The organism is Streptomyces sp. PA03-3a, assembly GCF_033792735.1.
GTDB lineage: Bacteria > Actinomycetota > Actinomycetes > Streptomycetales > Streptomycetaceae > Actinacidiphila.
Map to the genome: position 1 here is coordinate 100,519 of NZ_JARAVM010000002.1, position 19,414 is coordinate 119,932.

A 19,414-nucleotide genomic window follows, 5' to 3' on the forward strand; every position below is an offset into this window, starting at 1 on the left:
GCCGCCCCACCGGCGACCCGCGCGTTCCCCCACCGGCATCGCGAGGAGCCCCACGGCACGGCTCGCCGGGTGAGGCGAGCCGCCGCCCTCGTTCCCGGCGGACGTCCGCACCCGCGCCGCCGGGAGCGGCCCGCACGGACTCCTGACGTCAGGTCAGGCCGAGCCGGGGGCCGCTGCGGGCTGCCACGAGCCGCCCGCAGCGGCCCCTCTCCACGTCAGCGGCCGCGCTCGGCGGCGTCGACGGCTTCATAGATCCGGTCGAGGACGGGCTTGAGGCTCTCCAGTTCGCCCGGGTCCAGCGGATCCAGAACCATCCGGCGCACGGTCTCCACGTGCGCGGGCGCGGAGGCCACCAGCTTCTCGTACCCCTCGTGCGTGAGGATCGCCAGCGTGTAACGGCCGTCCCCGGGGTCCGGCTCGCGGCGGACGAAGCCCTGGTGCTCCAGACGCCGCACCACGTGCGACAGCCGCGACAGGGACGAGCTCGCGCGGTCCGCGAGCACGCTCATCCTGATGATGTGCCCCTCCTGCTCGGAGAGCATCGCGAGGACGTGGTACTCCATCCAGTTCAGATCCGCGTCGCGCTCCAGCTCGCGCTCCAGGGCCGGCAGGAGCCGGGCCATGACCCGGGCCATCGACATCCACGCGGCCAGCTCGCCGCCCCGCAGCCACCGCGGCTCCACGGCGGCGGGCGCGGGCGGTTCCGCTGTGTTCTTCGTCATGGTCACCAGGCTATCGGACCGCTTGAAGCTTCAAGGCGATCTGTTACAGTGCACTTGAAGCTTCAAGTTGAAGCTTCAATCCACACCCCCGCACCACACAGATCGGGAATCACGCCTCATGACCAGGATCGGCATCATCCTCGGCAGCACCCGCCCCGGCCGTAACGGCGAGAAGGTCGCCCACTGGGTCGTCGAGCAGGCCGCCAAGCACACCGGCGACGCCACCTTCGAGCTCGTGGACCTCGCCGACTACCCGCTCCCCCACCTCGACGAGCCGATCCCGCCGGCCATGGGCCAGTACCAGAACGCCCACACCAAGGAGTGGGCCGCCAAGATCGCCAGCTTCGACGGCTTCATCTTCGTCACCCCGGAGTACAACCACTCCACCTCGGGCGTGCTGAAGAACGCCATCGACTACCTGCACGCCGAGTGGAACCACAAGGCGCTGGGCGTCGTGTCCTACGGCTCCGTGGGCGGCGCCCGCGCCGCCGAGCACCTGCGGCTGATCGCCGGCGAGCTGAAGATGGCCGACGTGCGCTCCCAGGTCGCGCTCTCCCTCTTCACCGACTTCGTCAACTTCAGCGAGTTCGCCCCCGGCGAGCACCAGGCCGCGAGCCTGTCGACCCTCATCGACGAGGTCATCGAGTGGAGCAGCGCCCTGGCGCCGCTGCGCGGCTGACCTCCGCGCCGCCCCTGCCGCCAGGCGGGGCAGCACACGGGGCCGGGCGGAGTGATCCTCCGTCCGGCCCCGACTGCTGCCCGCGCCGGTCAGGCGAAGCGCACGTCGTGGTGGCCGGCTTCCGGGTCGGAGGCGGCCAGCAGCCGCCTGCCCTCCGCCTCAAGGGCGTCGCGGTCGGCACTCGCCAGGGGCGCGAACGGCGCGACCTCGACCACGGCGGAGCCTCGCGCCCGGTCGGTGCGCCAGGTGCCCGCCACGAAGCCGTCGACCAGGACCGTGCCGCGGACGATGCCGTTGGGCGTCATCACCCGGCGCACGTGCTCCCGGGCCAGGATCCGCGAGCGGTCGGCGTGCGAGAGGACCAGGTTGTCGAAGTCGGCGACGAAGCGCACGGCCGCCGGCCGGTCCGGGTCGGGCAGCGGTGCGGCGTCCGGGGCGTCGTACAGCACCCGGCCGTCCTCGTCGCGGTAGGCGCGCAGCTCCATCGAGGCGAAGACCTCCCGCAGCCCGGTGAGCCCCGACCACTTCTGCGCGTCGGCGACGGAGGCGGGACCGAAGGCCGCCAGATAACGGCGCACCAGCGCCCGCGGGTCGGGGGCGCCGGCAAGGGAACGCCCGAGCCACGACTCGGCCGTGGTGTACGCGGTCCGCCCGGCCACCCCCCACACACCGCGCGGCGGCACCTGCACCAGCGGCAGCCAGTTGCGCAGCGCGTTGACCAGCGACGCCGGATCGGCGTCCGGCCAGCGCGGGCCGAGCAGGTCGCGCAGCTCGCCCGGGGTGCGCGGCTGCGCCTCGACCAGCGCCCGGCAGGCGGCTACGGCCTCGTCGCGGTCCACGCCGCGCACCCCCGGGCCCCAGGGGCCCTGGGCGATCTGCCGGTCCAGCAGCGGCTGCAGCACCGGCCGCAGCCGCAACGCGTCGTCCGCGGTGACCAGGTGGACGGTGCCGCGCAGCAGCGCGATCCGCACGACGGCGCGGTCCAGCAGCAGCCGCGACAGGTCGCCGAAGGAGAAGCCGTCGAGCCGGGTCCACAGCGCGGCGTACGCCGCGTGCGGGGCCTGCGACTGAAGGCCCACCAGATGGCCGACCGCCTCCGCAGGACTCATCCGCGAGCGCGCCAGCAGCAGTTGCCGCTCCAGCAGGGCCCGGTTGAGCGTGCGGCGGCCCAGCACGGCCCCCCGTGTCGTCCTGCGCATGCGGACACCGTAAGGCCACGAAGAACTCGGGGGTAACAGTCGCCCCGGAAGTGCCCGGGAGTGTAGACATAGCCTATGGGCGGGCCGAGCGATCATCGCGCCTCGAGGAGACCACCGGAGCGGGGGCTGCGAGCGCTGCCCGCCGGGCGCAGCGTGGCCGGGCAGGTCTTCCTGCTGCAGGTCGTGGTCGTCGTCCTGCTGGTCGTCGCGGCCGTCGTCGAACTCCTCGTCCAGGCGCGGCACGACAGCGAGCAGGAGGCCCGCAACCGGTCGGTGGCGGTGGCCACGACCTTCGCGAGCTCGCCGGGGATCGTGGCGGCGCTGGACTCCCCGGATCCGACCGCGGTGCTGCAGCCTAAAGCCGAGCAGGCCCGCCGGCTCTCCGGGGTGGACTTCATCGTGGTGACGGACCGCCAGGGCATCCGCTACACCCACCCCAAGCCCGACCGCATCGGCAAGAAGTTCGTCGGAGACATCGGACCGGCCCTGCGCGGCCAGGTGGTCACGGAGAGCATCGTGGGCACCATCGGCCCCCTGGTGCAGGCCAATGTGCCCGTCCGCGACGACCGGGGCAGGGTCGTCGGCATCGTCTCCTCGGGCATCACCATCGCCAAGGTCAGCGGCGCGGTCAACGAGCAACTGCCCGTCCTGCTGGGCATCGCGGCAGGGGTGCTGGCCCTGGCCACCGCCGGCACCTGGCTGATCGCCAGGCGCCTCACCCGGCAGACCAGAGGCCTCGGCCCGGTCGAGATGACGCGCATGTACGAGCACCACGACGCCGTGCTGCACGCCGTGCGCGAGGGCGTCCTCATCCTCGACGGCGACCGGCGGCTGCTGCTCGCCAACGACGAGGCACGACGGCTGCTCAACCTGGCGGCCGACGCGGAGGGCAGGCCCGTCACCGCGCTCGGGCTCGAGGAGCGGGCCTGCGAACTGCTGGCCTCCGGCCGGGACGCCACCGACGAGGTGCTGCCGGCCGGGGAGCGGCTGCTGGTGCTCAACAACCGCCACACCGACCGCAACGGCGGCCCGCCGGGCAGCGTGGCCACCCTGCGCGACGCGACCGAACTGCGGGCGCTGTCCGGAAGGGCCGAGACCGCCAGGACCCGGCTGCGGCTGCTGTACGACGCGAGCATGGGCATCGGCACGACCCTCGACATCACCCGGACGGCCGAGGAACTGGCGCAGGTGGCGGTGCCGCGCTTCGCCGACTACGTCACCGTGGACCTCGCGGTACGTGTGCTGCGCGGCGACGAACCGCTGTCGGGACCGTCGGTGGAGATGCGCCGGGTCGCCGTGAGCGGCGTCCGCGACGACCACCCGCTGTACCCGACGGGGCACCCGCTGCTCTTCGTGCCGTCCAGCCCGCAGGCCGCCGGCATCGCCAGCGGCCGGGCCGTCCTGGAACCCCGGCTCGCCGACTCCCCCGGCTGGCAGGCGCAGGACCCGGAACGCGGCGCCAAGGTCCTCGGCTTCGGCATCCACTCGCTGATCTGCGCACCGCTCAGCGCCCGCGGCGTGCTCCTCGGGATGGTGAACTTCTGGCGCTCTCAGGCCCCGGAACCCTTCGACGAGGAGGACCTCTCGCTCGCCGAGGAACTGGCGGCGCGGGCCGCGGTCTGCGTCGACAACGCCCGCCGCTACACCCGCGAGCACGCCATGGCGGTCACCCTCCAGCACAGCCTGCTGCCGCGGGAGTTGCCGCAGCTGACCGCCCTGGACGCCGCCTACCGGTACCTGCCCGCGCAGGCGGGGGTCGGCGGCGACTGGTTCGACGTCCTGCCGCTGCCCGGCGCACGGGTCGCCCTGGTGGTCGGCGACGTCGTGGGCCACGGACTGCACGCGGCCGCCACGATGGGCCGGCTGCGCACCGCCGTGCACAACTTCAGCACGCTGGACCTGCCCCCGGACGAACTGCTCGGGCACCTGGACGAGTTGGTCGGCCGCATCGACCAGAACGAATCCGGGCCCACCGGCGACGGCGCCGCCCCCGCCGGCACCACCGTCGCGGGCGCGACCTGCCTGTACGCCGTCTACGACCCGGTGACCGGTACCTGCGCGGTGGCCCGCGCCGGGCACCTGCTGCCCGCGGTCGTGCACCCCGACGGGACCGTCGAGTTCCCCGACGTACCCGCCGGACCCCCGCTGGGTCTGGGCGGACTGCCCTTCGAGGCGGTGGAGTTGAGCCTGCCCGAGGGCAGCAGCCTGGTGCTGTACACCGACGGCCTGGTGGAGGACCGCGACCGGGACATCGACGAGGGCCTGGAACTCCTGCGCCGGTCCCTGTCCGAGGCCGGCCGCGACCCCGAACAGACCTGCCGGGACGTGTTCAAGGCCATGCTGCCCGCCAGGCCGTCCGACGACATCGCCCTGCTCGTCGCCCGCACCCGCGTCCTGAACCCCGGCAACGTCGCGGACTGGGACGTGCCCAGCGACCCGGCCGCGGTCTCCGCGGTCCGGGCGGCGGTCCAGCGCCAACTGGCCGCCTGGGGGCTGGAGGAGCTGTCCTTCACGACGGAACTGCTGCTCAGCGAGCTCATCACCAACGCCATCCGCTACGGAGCCGAGCCCATCCAGGTCCGGCTGATACTCGACCGGGTGCTGATCTGCGAGGTCTCCGACGCCGGCAGCACGTCCCCGCATCTGCGCTACGCGGCCGCCACGGACGAGGGCGGGCGCGGGCTGTTCCTCGTCTCGCAGTTCGCCGAACGCTGGGGGACGCGCTACACGCCCGAGGGGAAGGTCATCTGGGCCGAGCAGCAAGTGCGGTGACCCTCCGGCGTGGGGTGCGTTCTGTGGGGCCCGGTGGGTGCCCCTTGCGGCCGGTGGTTATGCGCGGGTGCGCCGGACTGCCCGGGGGGACCCCTTGCGGCCGGTGGCTGCGTGCGGGTCCGTTGCGCCTGCGGACGGCTGCGCCCGGCTGCCCGGGGGGTACCCCTTGCGGCCGGTGGCTGCGTGCGGGTTGTTTGCGCCTGCGGCGGGCGGTTCTCCCGCCCTCCCTCCCGATTGCCCGGCGCGGTCGGTGACCGCCTCGCGGGGTGCGGGGTGGGCCGGGGGCGGGGCCTCCGGGGCTGCACGTCCTGGACTGGGTTATTTACGTGCATGGCGGGCGGTACTTGTTGTGCCCCGGGTGCCGCACACAAATATCCCGCAGCGTCCAGAACATCCACCCTCCCCCAGCCTTCGGCCGGGGGTGCCCCCAACTCCCCCGCCCCCTCCGTATCCGTGGGCGGCTGACGGCCGGAGGGTGGTCAAAGGCCGGGTTGAGGGTCAGCCGGCCGCCGGAGGCCACGGTGCGTCACCACCTCGGGAATCGCCACGATCTGCCGCCTGCTTGGCGTCGCCATGACACACACCGCCCTGCGAGCGCCGTGGGCGGGTCGCGCCAGCCGTCCCGCCGGAGGTGCCCCCGGCCATGGCTGCGTGCACCCCCGCTCGGCCTGCGGCTGGGAGGCCTCCTGCTGGAGGCAGCTTCCAGCGGTGCTGGGAGGGGTGGACCCCATCACTCCCCACCGGGCGTTGGTCGCCGAACGAAACGGAGGGGGCGGGGTCGTAGGGGTGGGCGTTCTGGACGCTGACGTGTATGTGTTGTGCGGCACAGACGGCAAGGACAAGTGCTGCCCGCCATGCACATAAATATGCGGTACAGAATGCCCAGCCCCGGAGGCCCCGCCCCCGGCCCACCACGAACCGCGCGAGGCCCGCACCAACCGCGCCGGATGGGGGTCCCCCCGGCCGAAGGCTGGGGGAGGGAGGGAGGGCGGGGGATGCCCGCCGCAGGCGCAAACAACCCGCACACAACAGCGCGCCGCAAGGGGCACCCACCGGGCAGCCCGGCGCAGCCGCCCGCAGGCGCGAACAACCCGCACACGAGCAACCGGCCGCAACAACCGACCCCGGTCACACCACCCCATGGATCGGCGTACACACCCCCGTAAGGGGACGCCCAGTGCCGCCGCGCCCCTCCGCGACGAACTCCGCCGCGATGGAAAGCGCCGTCTCCTCCGGCGTGCGCGCCCCGAGGTCGAGGCCGATCGGGCTGCGCAGCCTGCCCAGTTCCGCCTCGCCGAGGCCCGTCTCGCGCAGCCGGGCGAGCCGCTGCTCGTGGGTGCGCCGGGACCCCATCGCGCCGACGTACGCGACGGGCATGCGCAGGGCCCGCTCCAGCAGCGGTACGTCGAACTTGGCGTCGTGCGTGAGGACGCAGACGACGGTGCGCCCGTCGACCGGGGTGCGTTCGAGATACCGGTGCGGCCACTCCACGACCACCTCGTCCGCCTCGGGGAAGCGCAGGGCGGTCGCGAAGACCGGGCGCGCGTCGCAGACCGTCACCCGGTAGCCGAGGAACGCACCGACCCGCACCAGTGCGGCGGCGAAGTCGATCGCCCCGAACACCAGCAGGCGGGGCGGCGGGACGCTGGTCTCGACCAGCAGCGTGAGCGGCTCGCCGCAACGCCCGCCGTCCGCGCCGATGCCGACGGTGGCGGTGCGGCCGGCGTCCAGCAGGGCGCGGGCCTCGGCCGCGGCGGTGCGGTCCGGTTCCGGGTCGCCGAGGGTGCCCTCGTACGTCCCGCCGGGGCGCACCAGCAGGGCCCGGCCGGGCATGCCGGCGGGGCCCGCGACCACCCTGGCCAGCGCCGCCGCCTCCCCGCGGGAGGCGGCGGCCAGCGCCCCGGCGAACGGTCGCGCCCCGGGCGCGATCCGCTGGACGAAGAGGTCGATGGCACCGCCGCAGGTCAGCCCCACGGCGAAGGCGTCGTCGTCGGAGTACCCGAAGCGCCTGAGCAGCGGCTCGCCGGTCGCCAGCACCTCCTGGCAGAGTTCGTAGACGGCGCCTTCGACGCACCCGCCGGACACACTGCCGACGGCGGTGCCCTCGGCGTCGACGGCGAGGGCCGCGCCGGGCTGCCGGGGTGCGCTGCCGCCGACCGCGACGACGGTCGCCACGGCGAACGGCCTGCCCTCGGCCGACCAGCGGTCGAGCGCGTCGGCGATGTCGAGCATGGTGGGGACTCCTCCTAGCCGACGCCCAGCCAGCCCTCGAGGGGGTGCAGGGCGAAGTAGACGACGAAGACGGCCGTGAGCGCCCACATGAGGATCCCGAGCTCACGGAACCTGCCCTGGGCCGACTTGATCGCGGTGTACGCGATGACTCCGGCGCCGACCCCGGCGGTGATGGAGTAGGTGAAGGGCATCAGTGCCACGGTGAGGAAGACGGGTACGGCCACCGAGCGGTCGCCCCAGTCCACGTGCCGGGCGTTGCCCATCATCATGGCGCCGATCACGACCAGGGCGGCCGCTGCGACCTGACCGGGGACGATCTGCGCCAGCGGGGTGAAGAACAGCCCCGCGGCGAAGAGGAGTCCGGTGACCACGGACGACAGGCCCGTGCGGGCGCCCTCGCCGACGCCGGTCGCGGACTCGATGAAGACGGTCTGCCCCGAGGCCCCGCAGGCGCCGCCGATCGCGCCGCCCGCGCCGTCGATGAACAGCGCCTTGCCGAGCCCCGGCATGCGTCCCCTGTCGTCGGCGAGCTTGGCCTCCGTGCCGACGCCGATGATGGTGGCCATCGCGTCGAAGAAGCCGGCCAGCACGAGCGTGAAGACGATCATGCCGACGCTCAGTGCCCCGATGTGCTCCCAGCCGCCGAACTCGACGTGTCCGAAGAGCCCGAAGTCGGGTGCGGAGACGAGGTGGCCGGGCAGTGCGGGGACGGTCAGCCCCCACGCCTTCGCGTCGGTGCCGCCGGCCGCGTGGACCGCCAGGGCGAGGACGGTGCCGGTGACGACGCCGACGAGGATGGCGCCGGGGACCTCGCGCGCCTGCAGCATGAAGATCAGCAGCAGGGTGACGCAGAAGACCAGCACCGGCCAGCCGGCCAGGGCCCCGCCGGCGCCCAGGGTGAGCGGGCCGCCCTCGCCCCGGCCCACGAACCCGGCGTTGACCAGCCCGATCAGGGCGATGAACATGCCGATGCCGATGGTGATCCCGTGCTTCAACGGCAGCGGGATCGCGTTCATGACGACCTCGCGCAGACCGGAGACCACCAGGACCACGATCACCGCGCCGTACAGCACGCACATCCCCATCGCCTGGGGCCAGGTCATGTGCGGGGCGACCTGCGTGGCGAGCACGCCGGAGACGGACAGGCCCGCGGCGAGGGCGAGCGGCACCTTGCCGAGCAGGCCCATGAGGAGCGTGGAGACGGCGGCGGCCAGCGCGGTCGCCGTGATCAGGCCCGTCCGGCCGAGCCGGTGGCCGTCCACGTCGGGGCCGGACAGCAGCAGCGGGTTGAGCAGCAGGATGTACGCCATCGCCATGAAGGTCGTCAGACCTCCGCGGAGTTCGCGGGCGACGGTCGAGCCGCGTTCGGATATGTGGAAGTACCGGTCGAGCCGGGTTCGCCCGGCCGGCCGGGGAGGCGGCGTGCCGGTGGTGGCGTCGGTGGCGGTGGTGGCGTCGGTGGCGGTGGTGGCGTCGGTGGCGGTGCTGTCCGTGGCTGACGGGGTCGACTGGGTCATGCGGTGCCACTCCCAAGGTTCACAGGGACACCCGGACGGCCTGCGCCGTACGGGATTGGGGATGGTCCGCAGCACGACCGGGGGACGGCCCGAGAGTGGTGCGGTGTGACCGCCCGGCGCCGGGCGGCGCCGGGCGGAGCTGCCTCACGTGCCGGTCAGGTGCTCCGGCCTCACCGGCACGCGGCGCAGGGCGAGGCCCGTCGCGGCGCGGATGGCGGCGACGACGGCCGGGGTGGAGGACAGGGTCGGCGCCTCGCCGACGCCGCGCAGCCCGTACGGGGCGTGGTCGTCGGCGAGTTCGAGCACGTCGACCGGGATGGGCGGCGTGTCGAGGATGGTGGGGATCAGGTAGTCGGTGAAGGACGGGTTCCGGACCGTGGCCCGGTCGGAGACGAGGACCTCCTCCATGACGGCCAGGCCGAGGCCCTGCGTCGTGCCGCCCTGGATCTGGCCGATGACCGACAGCGGGTTGAGTGCCTTTCCGACGTCCTGGGCGCAGGCGAGTTCGACGACCTTGACCAGTCCGAGTTCGGTGTCGACGTCCACGACGGCGCGGTGCGCGGCGAAGGAGTACTGGACGTGGCCGCGGCCCTGGCCGGTGCGCGGGTCGAAGGGTTCGGTGGGGCGGTGCCGCCATTCGCGCTCGATGTCGATCGCCTCGTCGCCCAGCACCTCGGCGATCCCGGCGAGTACCTCTCCGCCGTCGGTGACGACTTTGCCGCCCTCCAGCAGGAGTTCGGCGGTGGCCCAGGCCGGGTGGTGGGTGCCGAGCCTGGCGCGGCCCAGTTCCAGGACGCGTTCGCGCACCGCCTCGCAGGTGTGCCGCACGGCGCCGCCGGTGACGTACGTCTGCCGGGAGGCGGACGTGGAGCCCGCCGAACCGATTCGGGTGTCGGCGGGGTCGATGGTGACCTGGGTGACGCCGAGTTCGGTGCGGGCGATCTGGGCGTGGACGGTGACGCCGCCCTGGCCGACCTCGGCCATCGCGGTGTGCACGGTGGCCACCGGTTCCCCGGCGATCACCTCCAGGCGGACGCGGGCGGTGGAGTAGTCGTCGAAGCCCTCGGAGAAGCCGACGTTCTTGATGCCGACGGCGTAGCCGACGCCGCGGACGACGCCCTCGCCGTGGGTGGTGTTGGACAGCCCCCCGGGCAGGTCGCGGACGTCCACGCCTCCGCCGGCGCTCTCCCACTCCCGCTCGGGCGGCATCGGCATCGCCTTGACGCGCCGCAGCAGTTCGGCGACGGGCGCCGGGGAGTCGACGACCTGCCCGGTGGGCATGACGGCGCCCTGGGACATGGCGTTGAGCCGCCGGAACTCGACCGGGTCCATGCCGAGGGCGGCGGCGAGCTTGTCCATCTGCGCCTCGTAGGCGAAGCAGGCCTGGACCGCGCCGAAGCCGCGCATCGCTCCGCAGGGCGGGTTGTTGGTGTAGAGCGCGAGAGCCTCGATGTCGACGTCGTCGATGACGTACGGGCCGGCGCCGAGGGAGGAGGCGTTGCCGACGACGGCCGGGGAGGAGGAGGCGTAGGCGCCGCCGTCCAGCACGATGCGGCACCGCATGTGGGTGATCTTCCCGTCGCGGGTGGCGCCGTGCTCGTAGTGGAGCCTGGCGGGGTGCCGGTGGACGTGGCCGAAGAAGGACTCGAAGCGGTTGTAGACCATCTTGACGGGCTTGCCGGTGCGCAGCGCCAGCAGGCAGGCGTGGATCTGCATCGACAGGTCCTCGCGCCCGCCGAAGGCGCCGCCGACGCCGGAGAGCGTCATGCGGACCTTCTCCTCGGGCAGGCCGAGGACGGGGGCGATCTGGCGGAGGTCGGCGTGCAGCCACTGGGTGGCGATGTAGAGGTCGACGCCGCCGTCCTCGGCGGGGACGGCGAGCCCCGACTCGGGGCCGAGGAAGGCCTGGTCCTGCATGCCGACCTCGTAGTCGCCGGTGACGATCACGTCGGCGCGCCGGGCGGCCGCGTCGGCGTCGCCGCGGACGATCGGCTGGCGGTGGACGATGTTGGGGTGCGGGACGTGGCCGCTGTGGTGGTCGGTGCGGTCCTCGTGGAGCAGCGGCGCGCCGGGGGCGGTGGCGGTGGCCTCGTCGACGACGACGGGCAGTTCCCGGTACTCGACCTCGATCTTGGCGGCGGCGCGGCGGGCGGTCTCGGGGTGGTCGGCGGCGACCAGCGCAACCGGTTCGCCGTGGTGGCGGACCCGGCCGTGGGCGAGGACGGGGGTGTCCTGGATCTCCAGGCCGTAGTGCCGCACGTCGGTGGGCAGGTCGTCGTAGGTGAGCACGGCGTACACACCGGGCTGCGCCAGCGCCCGCGAGACGTCCAGGGAGACGATCTCGGCGTGCGCGTGCGGGCTGCGCAGGGTGTGGCCCCAGAGCATGTCCTCGTGCCACAGGTCGGAGGCGTAGGCGAACTCGCCGGTGGTCTTGAGGACGCCGTCGGGGCGCAGCGTGGACTCGCCGATGCCGCCCCTGGTCTCGCTGCCCTGGGTGGTGGGGGTAGGGGTACGGGTCACGCCCATCGCGGTCAGGCCTCCGTCCCCGTGCGGGCGGCCGCGAGGCGGACCGCGTCGAGGATCTTCTCGTAGCCGGTGCAGCGGCACAGGTTGCCCGAAAGGGCCTCGCGGATGTCGGCGTCGGTGGGCTGGGCGTTGCGCTCCAGCAGTTCGTCGGCGGCGACCAGCAGCCCCGGGGTGCAGAAGCCGCACTGGACGGCTCCGGCGTCGACGAAGGCCTGCTGGACCGGGGACAGCTCCGTGGCCGGGCCGGCGGGACGCGGCTGCCACCGCTGTGCGGCGCCCGGATCGGTGCCGGGGCCCGCCTCGCCCGTGCCGCGCTCCTTGGCGAAGTCCGCCAGGCCCTCGACGGTCACGACCTCACGGTCCTGCACCTGGCCGGCGGCGACCAGGCAGGCGCACACCGGCACCCCGTCCAGCCGGACCGTGCAGGAGCCGCACTCGCCCTGCTCGCAGGCGTTCTTGGAGCCGGGCAGGCCCATGCGCTCGCGCAGGACGTACAGCAGGCTCTCGCCCTCCCACACGTCGTCGGCCTCCTGGCGCCGTCCGTTGACGGTGAAGGTCACGCGCATCGGGCGCTCCTCTCGTTGCCGAGGTACTCGTCCCAGGTCCAGCCCAGGGTGCGGCGGGCCATCACCCGCAGGGCGTGGCGGCGGTAGGCGGCGCTGCCGCGCACGTCGTCGATGGGGCTGGCGCAGGCGGCGACCAGTTCCGCGAACTGGCGTGCCACGGACGGCGGGACGGTCCTCCCGCTGTCCCACAGGCCCTCCTCCTCCAGCGCCGCGGTGAGGAACTCCTCGGCGGTGCCGGCGCGGACCGGCGTGGGCGCGGCCGAGCCGATGCCCGTGCGCACCGTACGGGTGGCCGGGTGCAGGGCCAGGCCGAAGGCGCAGACCGCGATGACCATGGCGTTGCGGGTGCCGACCTTGGAGAACTGCTGGGGGCCGTCGGCCTTGGCGATGTGCACGGCGCGGATGAGCTCGTCCGGGGCGAGGGCGTTGCGCTTCACCCCGGTGTAGAACTCCTCGACCGGGATGAGCCGGGTGCCGCGTACGGACACCGCCTCCACCTCGGCGCCGGCGGCGAGCAGCGGCGGGTGCGAGTCGCCTGCCGGGGAGGCGGCACCGAGGTTGCCGCCGACGCTGCCGCGGTTGCGGATCTGCGGGGAGCCCACGGTGCGGGCGGCGAGCGCGAGGCCGGGCAGTTCCCTGCCCAGCGCCTCGATGACGCGGGTGTAGGGGACCGCGGCGCCCAGCCGTACGGTCTCCTCCCCCACCTCCCACTCGTACAGGTCGCCGACACGGTTCAGGTCCAGCAGGACATCGGGCCGGCGGTGGTCGAAGTTGATCTCCACCATCACGTCGGTGCCACCCGCGATGGGTACGGCCGTGGGGTGCTCCGCCTTGGCGGCGAGGGCCTCCTCCCAGGTCGCGGGACGCAGGAAGTCCATGAGTGCTCTCTTCTTCGTCGGGGGGACGGGATGGCTTTTCATGTCCTGTTCACGCTGTGTGACCCAGTACACGTCCGGGCACCGTGCCGGGTGCAGTCACCGAACACATGAAGCACTTCGCTGGTCGGTAAGCTGGTCTCGTAGATTCCTCCGAAAGACGCTGACCTGAAACCTGTCGGCATCGACGCGGCAACACCGATGCAATCGAGCGGGCGCCACCCTGGTACCGCCTCAGAGACGGAAGCGTTCGAGACAAGGCGACGACGATGCGGCTGCGCGCACTGCTGGACACCGATGCCCTCGGCCTGCGGCTGCTCGGCGGCGGGGAGGAGCTGGACCGCACGGTCCGTGGCGTGATGACCACCGACCTGAAGGACCCCAGCCGCTACCTCTCCGGTGGCGAACTGGTGCTGACCGGGCTGGCCTGGCGCCGCGGGCCGGACGACTCCGAGCGCTTCGTGCGGATCCTCGCCGCGGCCGGTGTCGCGGGTCTCGCGGCCGGCGAGGCGGAGCTGGGCTCCGTCCCGGACGATCTGGTGCTGGCCTGCGCCCGGCACCGGCTGCCGCTGTTCGCGGTCGACGAGGACGTCGCCTTCGCCTCCATCACCGAGCACGTCGTGCGCCAGGTGTCCACCGAGCGTGCCGGGGACCTGGCAGCCGTAGTGGAGAGGCACCGCCGCCTGATGACCTCCGGACCCGAGGGCGGCGGTCCCGACGCCGTCCTGGACCTGCTCGGCAGCGACCTCGACCTGCGCGCCTGGGTGCTGTCGTCGACGGGGCGCAGGATCGCCGGCTCCGACCATCCGATGCCCGCCGGCGTACCGGCCGAGCTCGCCGGCGAGCACCTGGCCGCCGCCCGGACGGGCCGCCCCTGGCCGCACCGCGCCTACACCGCGGGCCGCCACTACGCGCTCTTCCCCATCCGCAGCGGCGACCCCGCCGACGACATCCGCGGCACCGTGCTCTCCGACTGGTTCCTGGCGGTCGACGCCGACACGGGCGACTGGCCTGCCGAGCGCCTGGACCTGCTGGACGGCGTCACCCAGCTCATCGCCGTCGAGCGCGACCGGCGGGACGCCGAGCGCACCGTGCGCCGCCGGCTCGCCGCCGAGGTGATGGACCTCGTGCAGACCGGTGCGCCGCCGGGCGAGATCGCGGCACGGCTGCGGGTGGCCGCGCCCGTGCTGATGCCGGGGCTCGGCACCGCGCCGCAGTGGCAGGTCGTCGTCGCCCGCGTCGACTGGGCCGGCGGCGGGCCCGCGGCCGGCCCGGTCGCCCAGGCACTGCTGGAGGAGGCCCTGGTCGACCCGGGCGCGGTGGGCCCCGACCAGGCCGACCGCATCGCCGTCGCCCACGCGGGCGAGGAGGCGATGGCCCTCGTCCCGTTGTCCTCGCCGGAGTCCGAGGGCACGGCCCCCGAGCTGTCCGCGCAGGGCCTGCTCTCCTTCCTGCGGGCCCCCCTCACCCGGGGCCTGGACGGTGACGGACGGCTCACCATCGGCGTCAGCGCCGCCGTCCACTCCGCCGACGGCCTGCGCGGCGCCCTGGAGGAGGCCCGCCACGCCCGGCGCGTCGCCGCCGCCCGCCCGGGCCGGGTCTGCGTCGCGGGCCACGAGGAACTGGCCTCCCACGTCCTGCTGCTGCCGTTCGTCCCCGACGACGTCCGCCGCGCCTTCACCGCCCGGCTCCTCGACCCGCTGCGGGCCTACGACCGGCGGCACCGCGCGGAGCTCATCCCCACCCTCGAGGCCTTCCTCGAGTGCGACGGCTCCTGGACGCGCTGCGCGAACCGGCTGCATCTGCACGTCAACACTCTGCGCTACCGCATCGGCAGGATCGAGCAACTGACGGGCCGCGACCTGTCGCGCCTGGAGGACAAGCTCGACTTCTTCCTGGCCCTGCGGATGAGCTGACGGCGCCACGCCGCGCCGACGCGGGCGGTCGGCGGCGGCCGTCCCCGGGTCGCCTCGGACATCCGCCCGGTGCCGCCGCGGCCGTCGTGCCAGCGGCCGTCGGGCCACGTGCGGGCCTCCCTGACGGTGCGGCGGCTGCTCGGCGGCACCCCGGCGATGGCCATGCGCGTCGACACCCGGGCGCACGCCGCCTCGCCTCCGGCGACGCCGCCTGCGAGGCGGCGTTCGGCGCGGGCGGCGCACTGGGCCTGGAGGATGCGGTCTCCTGCGCCCCGGGCGGCCGCCCGGGGTCCCCGCGGTCCGCAGGGCCGTGAGCGCCGTGCGCGGCGGCACACCGTGGCACTTTCCCGATCCGCACCGGGGGCCGGACGGGGGAATCCAGCCGGATGCCCCTGCCGTCGTCCGGCGACGGGTGGGGTGGCGCCCCCTCGCGGGCCGGGCGGTGCGGGTGGGCCTTGTACCTCCTGGGACATGCACACCTTCGGAACCGGTGAACACCGTGCGCCCCGGCGGATGCGCGCGGATGCGGGGAAGTTGCGCCGCGGTTGCGGAGTGAAGGGGGCCGGGGACGGGCAGGAAATCGATCACGCGCCGTCCGCCCTCTTGGCGTGGCACCCGGTGTCGTGCTGGACTTCGGCCCAACCGGCTCGATGACGCGCTTCGGGGAGGGCAAGTGGCGGACACCGCCATGTCGGACGCAGAGGTGGGACCGAACGCGCCGGGTGGCGACACGCCGCCCGACGTGACGCGGCTGCGGGGCCGCGGGTGCTGGATGGAGGCCGCGCTGCTGCTCGCACCCTACGCGGAGCGGTCGCCGGCGGCGGCCACACGGCGGGCGGCGCTGCTGATCGAGTGCTGCATGTTCACCCTGGACGGCTGGGCGGAGGCCGAGGACGCGCTGCGCACGGCGGAGGCCCTGGCCCGTACCGACGACGAGCGCGGCGAGGCCGCCTGCGAACGCGGCAACCTGGCGTACCTGGCGACGCTCTTCGGGCTCCGCGACCGGGCCGACGAGGCACGGGCGGCCCTGATGCGCAGCGCGGCGCTGCTGGCGCCCGGTGCGGCGGGGCGTCCGCTGCTGGACTTCCGCCGCGGGCTGGTCGCGGAGAACCTGGGCGACGACCCGGCCGCGGCGCGCGCCGCGTACCGCCGGGCGCACGCGGGGGCGGTGGCCCACGACGACGTGCTGCTGACCTCGTACACCTGGCGGCACCTGGCCGGGCTGGCGGCTCGCGACGGGGACGTCGCCGAGGCGCGCCACGGCTTCACGGAGTCGCTGCGGATCCGTGTGGAGCTCGGCTACGCCGTCGGGGTAGCGCCGGCCCTGACCGCGCTGGCCGGGGTGACGCCGGATCCCGAGGCGGGACGGCTGCGCGCGGAGGCGGCGCGGTTGTTCCGGACCCTGGGCGGGGTGCCCGTGTGGCTGGCGGAGGAGCTGCCCGGGGAGCCGGCGCCGGACGCCGGCTGAGCGTCACGCCCCGGAGAAGTGCCGGCGCACCAGTGACTCGGCGGCGGTGAGGTCACCGGAGACCAGTGCCTCCAGCAGCGCCGCGTGCTGCGTGGCGTCGGCGACCAGGCGGGCGCTGATGCCGCGCACGGGTGCGGCGCCGGGGCGGGCGTGACCGTGGTCCTCGGTGACCGGCCACTGCGACCTGCGGTGCAGCTCGTCGGCGACGGCGACGAGCTGCCGGTTGCCGGAGAGCTCCAGCAGCGCGCGGTGGAAGGCGCGGTCGGCCTCGGCGTAGGCGGCGCGGTCGCCCAGTGCCGCGGCGGCCACCGTGGCCTCGGCGAGCGGGCGCAGCTGCTCCCAGCGGGACGCGGGCAGGGTGCGGGCCATGCGCAGTACGACGGGGACCTCCAGGAGCGCGCGCACCTCGGCGAGCTCGGCGAGGTCCCGGCTGCTGCGCTCGGCGACCCGGAAGCCCTTGTTCGGCATGGCCTCCACCGCGCCCTCACGGGCCAGCAGCTGCATCGCCTCGCGCACCGGGGTCGCGGAGACCCCGAAGCGCTCGGCGAGCGCGGGCGCGGAGTACACCGCCCCGGGGCGCAGCTCTCCGGTGAGCAGGGCGCCGCGCAGGGCGCGGAGGACCTGGTCCCGCACGGTGGACCGCTCGGGCAGCCGGCGCGGCCGGGGAAGTCCTTCGGCCCGCTCCGGGGCGGCCTGCGTGCCGGGCTCGGCGTGCGGATGGGCACCCCGGACCCGCTCGTCGTGACCGGGGGGCAGCCCGGGGGCCGCGGCGGCGGGCGCCGCGGGGCGCCGCTGGGCGCGGGGGGCGTACTCCACAGGGGCTCCTTCGGGCAGTCGTGTGCGCTGGCGCACTTTCGTGGGGAATGTGCGCCGCCGTCTATTGCAACACGCTCGGCGACCGGCTTCGAGCCCCCTGTGGGCCCGCTCTCCCCGGCCAAGATCGTCCGAGGGGTGGCACACCTCGTGTGGATCTTTCACCGATGTCATCCGGTCACCCGTCAGGCCACAGGTTTCCACTCGCTCAACTGAACCGGTGCCGCTATTCAGTTCGAGCATTCTGTCGATCCCGCCCCACGCCGCCCCTCCGTTGGCGTTCTCTTGCCCTGAAACCGCATCACACGTCCGAGCTGTTCGCCAGGATGGCGCGCGGACGCCGTCTCGCGGCCCGAGCGCGACGGTACTGCGACGCAAGGAATCGCACGATGAGACTTACGGACACAACGCTGGACTGGGCGCTCCCGTGCGCCGTGGGTCTGGCGGTCCTCGCCGCCGCGGCGGTGTTCCTGCGCAACCGCAAGGCCCGCAAGGAGGACGCGGGCCAGGGCGATTCCTGGGAGCGCGCGGAGGAGCGGCGCCGCAAGAAGGAGGCCCTGTACGGAACGGCCTCCTACGTCCTGCTGTTCGGGTGCGCCTCGGTCGCCGCGGCCCTGTCCTTCCACGGCCTGGTCGGCTTCGGCCGGCAGAACCTCGGCCTGTCCGGCGGCTGGGAGTACCTGGTGCCCTTCGGGCTCGACGGCGCGGCCATGTTCTGCTCGGTGCTCGCCGTCCGCGAGGCGAGCCACGGTGACGCGGCGCTGGGCTCTCGCATGCTGGTGTGGCTGTTCGCGGGCGCGGCGGCATGGTTCAACTGGGTCCACGCGCCGCGCGGGGGCGGCCACGCCGGCGCCCCGGAGTTCTTCGCGGGCATGTCGCTCTCCGCGGCCGTGCTCTTCGACCGCGCCCTCAAGCAGACCCGCCGGGCCGCCCTGCGCGAGCAGGGGCTGATCCCGCGGCCGCTGCCGCAGATCCGCATGGTCCGCTGGCTGCGCGCGCCCCGCGAGACGTACGGCGCCTGGTCGCTGATGCTGCTCGAGGGCGTCCGCACCCTCGACGAGGCCGTCGAGGAGGTCCGCGAGGAGCGTGCCCGCCAGGAGCAGGAGGCCATGCGCCGCCGCGGGCACGAGCGCCTGGAACGGGCTCGCATCAAGGCGATCAACCGGCAGCACCGCATCTGGAACCGCGGCGGCAGCAAGTACGAGCTGCCCTCCTCGGCCGCGGCGGGTGCCCAGTCCGGCGCGGAGCCTGCCATAGAACCGGAGAAGGCCGAACTGCCCGCGCGCTCCCGGCCCGCCCTTTCGCCCGTGCGTGAGGAGACCGCCCGTACGACGATCGACCTCACCTCCGAGGACGACACCATGGCGCTCCCCAAGCTGGACTCGCTGGAGCGCAAACTCGCCGACCTGGAGCGCCAGTACGGCTGATCGCGCGCCCGCGACGTCCCGTCGGTGCGCTGCCCCGGCCCGGTACCCCGGCCGGGGCGGCGGCGCGTCGGGGGGGGGCGATGAGTCAGGGGGCACCGGGTCAGGGGGCACCGGGTCAGGGGGCACCGGGTCAGGGGCGGATCAGCCGGCCTCCGCGTCGAGTTCGAACCAGACGATCTTCCCTGTGCCGTCGCCGTCCGGGCGGACCCCCCAGGCGTCGGCGAGCGACTGGACGAGCAGCAGTCCGCGGCCGGAGGTGCGGCGGTCGGAGGGGGCGCGCAGTCGCGGGTGACGGGTCGTGAAGTCCCTTACCTCCACGCGCAGGCAGTGGGCCGGGCCGGGCTGCAGCGTCACCGTGAGGACGGCGCCGCGGTCGGTGTGCCGCAGGGCGTTGGTGACGAGTTCGGTGGTGAGGAGTTCCGCGGTGTCGGCGAGGGCGGGCACGCCCCAGTTCCGTAACGCCTCGCGCAGCAGCCTGCGGACGTCGGCGACGGCCGGCAGGTCGGCGTGCTGGAGGGGCCGGTGCAGCCGGCACGCCTCGACGGGCCCCCCGGCCTCCCTGCCGCCCTGCTGGACAGGCTGACGTTCCATCGGCTCCGCTCCGGCCGCTGACGCCCATTCGGGTTCGAACATCTACGCGCAATGCATGCCCCACCGCGACCACCTCCAGTCATGGGCCGCGTACGGAGCGCTCCTCCACGC

14 protein-coding genes are annotated in these 19,414 nt (G+C 74.2%); 5 read left to right on the forward strand and 9 right to left on the reverse strand.

The window, feature by feature from the left end; translation table 11 throughout:
* Positions 1-215: 215 nt before the first annotated feature.
* A complete protein-coding gene (locus PV342_RS02655; protein ID WP_500315724.1) occupies positions 216-722 on the reverse strand; it encodes a MarR family winged helix-turn-helix transcriptional regulator in 507 nt (168 codons plus the stop codon).
* 118 nt (positions 723-840) lie between these two features.
* Here PV342_RS02655 and PV342_RS02660 point away from each other — a divergent pair, with 118 nt between their 5' ends.
* On the forward strand, positions 841-1,401 hold the full coding sequence (locus tag PV342_RS02660) for an NADPH-dependent FMN reductase (protein WP_361009629.1): 561 nt from the start codon (positions 841-843) through the stop codon (positions 1,399-1,401).
* 89 nt (positions 1,402-1,490) lie between these two features.
* Here PV342_RS02660 and PV342_RS02665 read toward each other — a convergent pair whose 3' ends face one another.
* Positions 1,491-2,600: a winged helix DNA-binding domain-containing protein gene (locus tag PV342_RS02665; RefSeq protein ID WP_500315725.1), complete on the reverse strand. Its 1,110-nt coding sequence runs from the start codon at positions 2,598-2,600 to the stop codon at positions 1,491-1,493.
* Between the two features lie 75 nt (positions 2,601-2,675).
* Between PV342_RS02665 and PV342_RS02670 the strand changes: the two genes are divergently transcribed.
* Entirely contained in the window at positions 2,676-5,372 is a 2,697-nt protein-coding gene (locus PV342_RS02670; RefSeq protein WP_500315726.1) for a SpoIIE family protein phosphatase, read from the forward strand.
* Positions 5,373-6,500: 1,128 nt separating this feature from the next.
* Here PV342_RS02670 and PV342_RS02675 read toward each other — a convergent pair.
* The 5 genes from PV342_RS02675 to PV342_RS02695 all read right to left on the reverse strand — a co-directional run bounded on the left by PV342_RS02675 (position 6,501) and on the right by PV342_RS02695 (position 13,091).
* A complete protein-coding gene (locus tag PV342_RS02675) occupies positions 6,501-7,604 on the reverse strand; it encodes an XdhC family protein (RefSeq protein WP_500315727.1) in 1,104 nt (367 codons plus the stop codon).
* Positions 7,605-7,618: 14 nt separating this feature from the next.
* A complete protein-coding gene (locus tag PV342_RS02680) occupies positions 7,619-9,121 on the reverse strand; it encodes an NCS2 family permease (protein WP_500315728.1) in 1,503 nt (500 codons plus the stop codon).
* Positions 9,122-9,265: 144 nt separating this feature from the next.
* The gene (gene pucD / locus PV342_RS02685) at positions 9,266-11,647 is read right to left on the reverse strand and encodes a xanthine dehydrogenase subunit D (protein ID WP_500315729.1); all 2,382 of its coding nucleotides are present in this window, start codon (positions 11,645-11,647) and stop codon (positions 9,266-9,268) included.
* A gap of 5 nt (positions 11,648-11,652) precedes the next feature.
* Entirely contained in the window at positions 11,653-12,213 is a 561-nt protein-coding gene (locus PV342_RS02690; protein WP_386986923.1) for a (2Fe-2S)-binding protein, read from the reverse strand.
* The gene (locus tag PV342_RS02695) at positions 12,204-13,091 is read right to left on the reverse strand and encodes an FAD binding domain-containing protein (protein WP_361009649.1); all 888 of its coding nucleotides are present in this window, start codon (positions 13,089-13,091) and stop codon (positions 12,204-12,206) included. The genes PV342_RS02690 and PV342_RS02695 overlap by 10 nt, the downstream gene beginning before the upstream one ends.
* Before the next feature lie 266 nt (positions 13,092-13,357).
* Between PV342_RS02695 and PV342_RS02700 the strand changes: the two genes are divergently transcribed.
* On the forward strand, positions 13,358-15,004 hold the full coding sequence (locus tag PV342_RS02700) for a PucR family transcriptional regulator (protein WP_400795956.1): 1,647 nt from the start codon (positions 13,358-13,360) through the stop codon (positions 15,002-15,004).
* A 688-nt stretch (positions 15,005-15,692) separates the two neighbouring features.
* Positions 15,693-16,472: a hypothetical protein gene (locus tag PV342_RS02705; RefSeq protein ID WP_400795953.1), complete on the forward strand. Its 780-nt coding sequence runs from the start codon at positions 15,693-15,695 to the stop codon at positions 16,470-16,472.
* A gap of 3 nt (positions 16,473-16,475) precedes the next feature.
* On the opposite strand, the gene PV342_RS02710 is transcribed toward PV342_RS02705, so the two are convergent.
* Positions 16,476-17,288: a GntR family transcriptional regulator gene (locus PV342_RS02710; protein ID WP_018563107.1), complete on the reverse strand. Its 813-nt coding sequence runs from the start codon at positions 17,286-17,288 to the stop codon at positions 16,476-16,478.
* A 386-nt stretch (positions 17,289-17,674) separates the two neighbouring features.
* On the opposite strand from PV342_RS02710, the gene PV342_RS02715 reads away from it, so the two are divergent.
* The gene (locus PV342_RS02715) at positions 17,675-18,712 is read left to right on the forward strand and encodes a DUF2637 domain-containing protein (RefSeq protein ID WP_026251727.1); all 1,038 of its coding nucleotides are present in this window, start codon (positions 17,675-17,677) and stop codon (positions 18,710-18,712) included.
* 141 nt (positions 18,713-18,853) lie between these two features.
* On the opposite strand, the gene PV342_RS02720 is transcribed toward PV342_RS02715, so the two are convergent.
* Entirely contained in the window at positions 18,854-19,303 is a 450-nt protein-coding gene (locus PV342_RS02720; RefSeq protein WP_018563109.1) for an ATP-binding protein, read from the reverse strand.
* Between the last annotated feature and the right edge of the window lie 111 nt (positions 19,304-19,414).

Excerpts from the sequence above, each read along its gene's own strand:
- PV342_RS02655 (WP_500315724.1), bottom strand. The coding sequence starts at position 722 with ATGACGAAGAACACAGCGGAACCGCCCGCGCCCGCCGCCGTGGAGCCG.
- PV342_RS02660 (WP_361009629.1), top strand. The coding sequence starts at position 841 with ATGACCAGGATCGGCATCATCCTCGGCAGCACCCGCCCCGGCCGTAAC.
- PV342_RS02665 (WP_500315725.1), bottom strand. The coding sequence starts at position 2,600 with ATGCGCAGGACGACACGGGGGGCCGTGCTGGGCCGCCGCACGCTCAAC.
- PV342_RS02670 (WP_500315726.1), top strand. The coding sequence starts at position 2,676 with ATGGGCGGGCCGAGCGATCATCGCGCCTCGAGGAGACCACCGGAGCGG.
- PV342_RS02675 (WP_500315727.1), bottom strand. The coding sequence starts at position 7,604 with ATGCTCGACATCGCCGACGCGCTCGACCGCTGGTCGGCCGAGGGCAGG.
- PV342_RS02680 (WP_500315728.1), bottom strand. The coding sequence starts at position 9,121 with ATGACCCAGTCGACCCCGTCAGCCACGGACAGCACCGCCACCGACGCC.
- pucD (WP_500315729.1), bottom strand. The coding sequence starts at position 11,647 with ATGGGCGTGACCCGTACCCCTACCCCCACCACCCAGGGCAGCGAGACC.
- PV342_RS02690 (WP_386986923.1), bottom strand. The coding sequence starts at position 12,213 with ATGCGCGTGACCTTCACCGTCAACGGACGGCGCCAGGAGGCCGACGAC.
- PV342_RS02695 (WP_361009649.1), bottom strand. The coding sequence starts at position 13,091 with ATGGACTTCCTGCGTCCCGCGACCTGGGAGGAGGCCCTCGCCGCCAAG.
- PV342_RS02700 (WP_400795956.1), top strand. The coding sequence starts at position 13,358 with ATGCGGCTGCGCGCACTGCTGGACACCGATGCCCTCGGCCTGCGGCTG.
- PV342_RS02705 (WP_400795953.1), top strand. The coding sequence starts at position 15,693 with ATGTCGGACGCAGAGGTGGGACCGAACGCGCCGGGTGGCGACACGCCG.
- PV342_RS02715 (WP_026251727.1), top strand. The coding sequence starts at position 17,675 with ATGAGACTTACGGACACAACGCTGGACTGGGCGCTCCCGTGCGCCGTG.
- PV342_RS02720 (WP_018563109.1), bottom strand. The coding sequence starts at position 19,303 with ATGGAACGTCAGCCTGTCCAGCAGGGCGGCAGGGAGGCCGGGGGGCCC.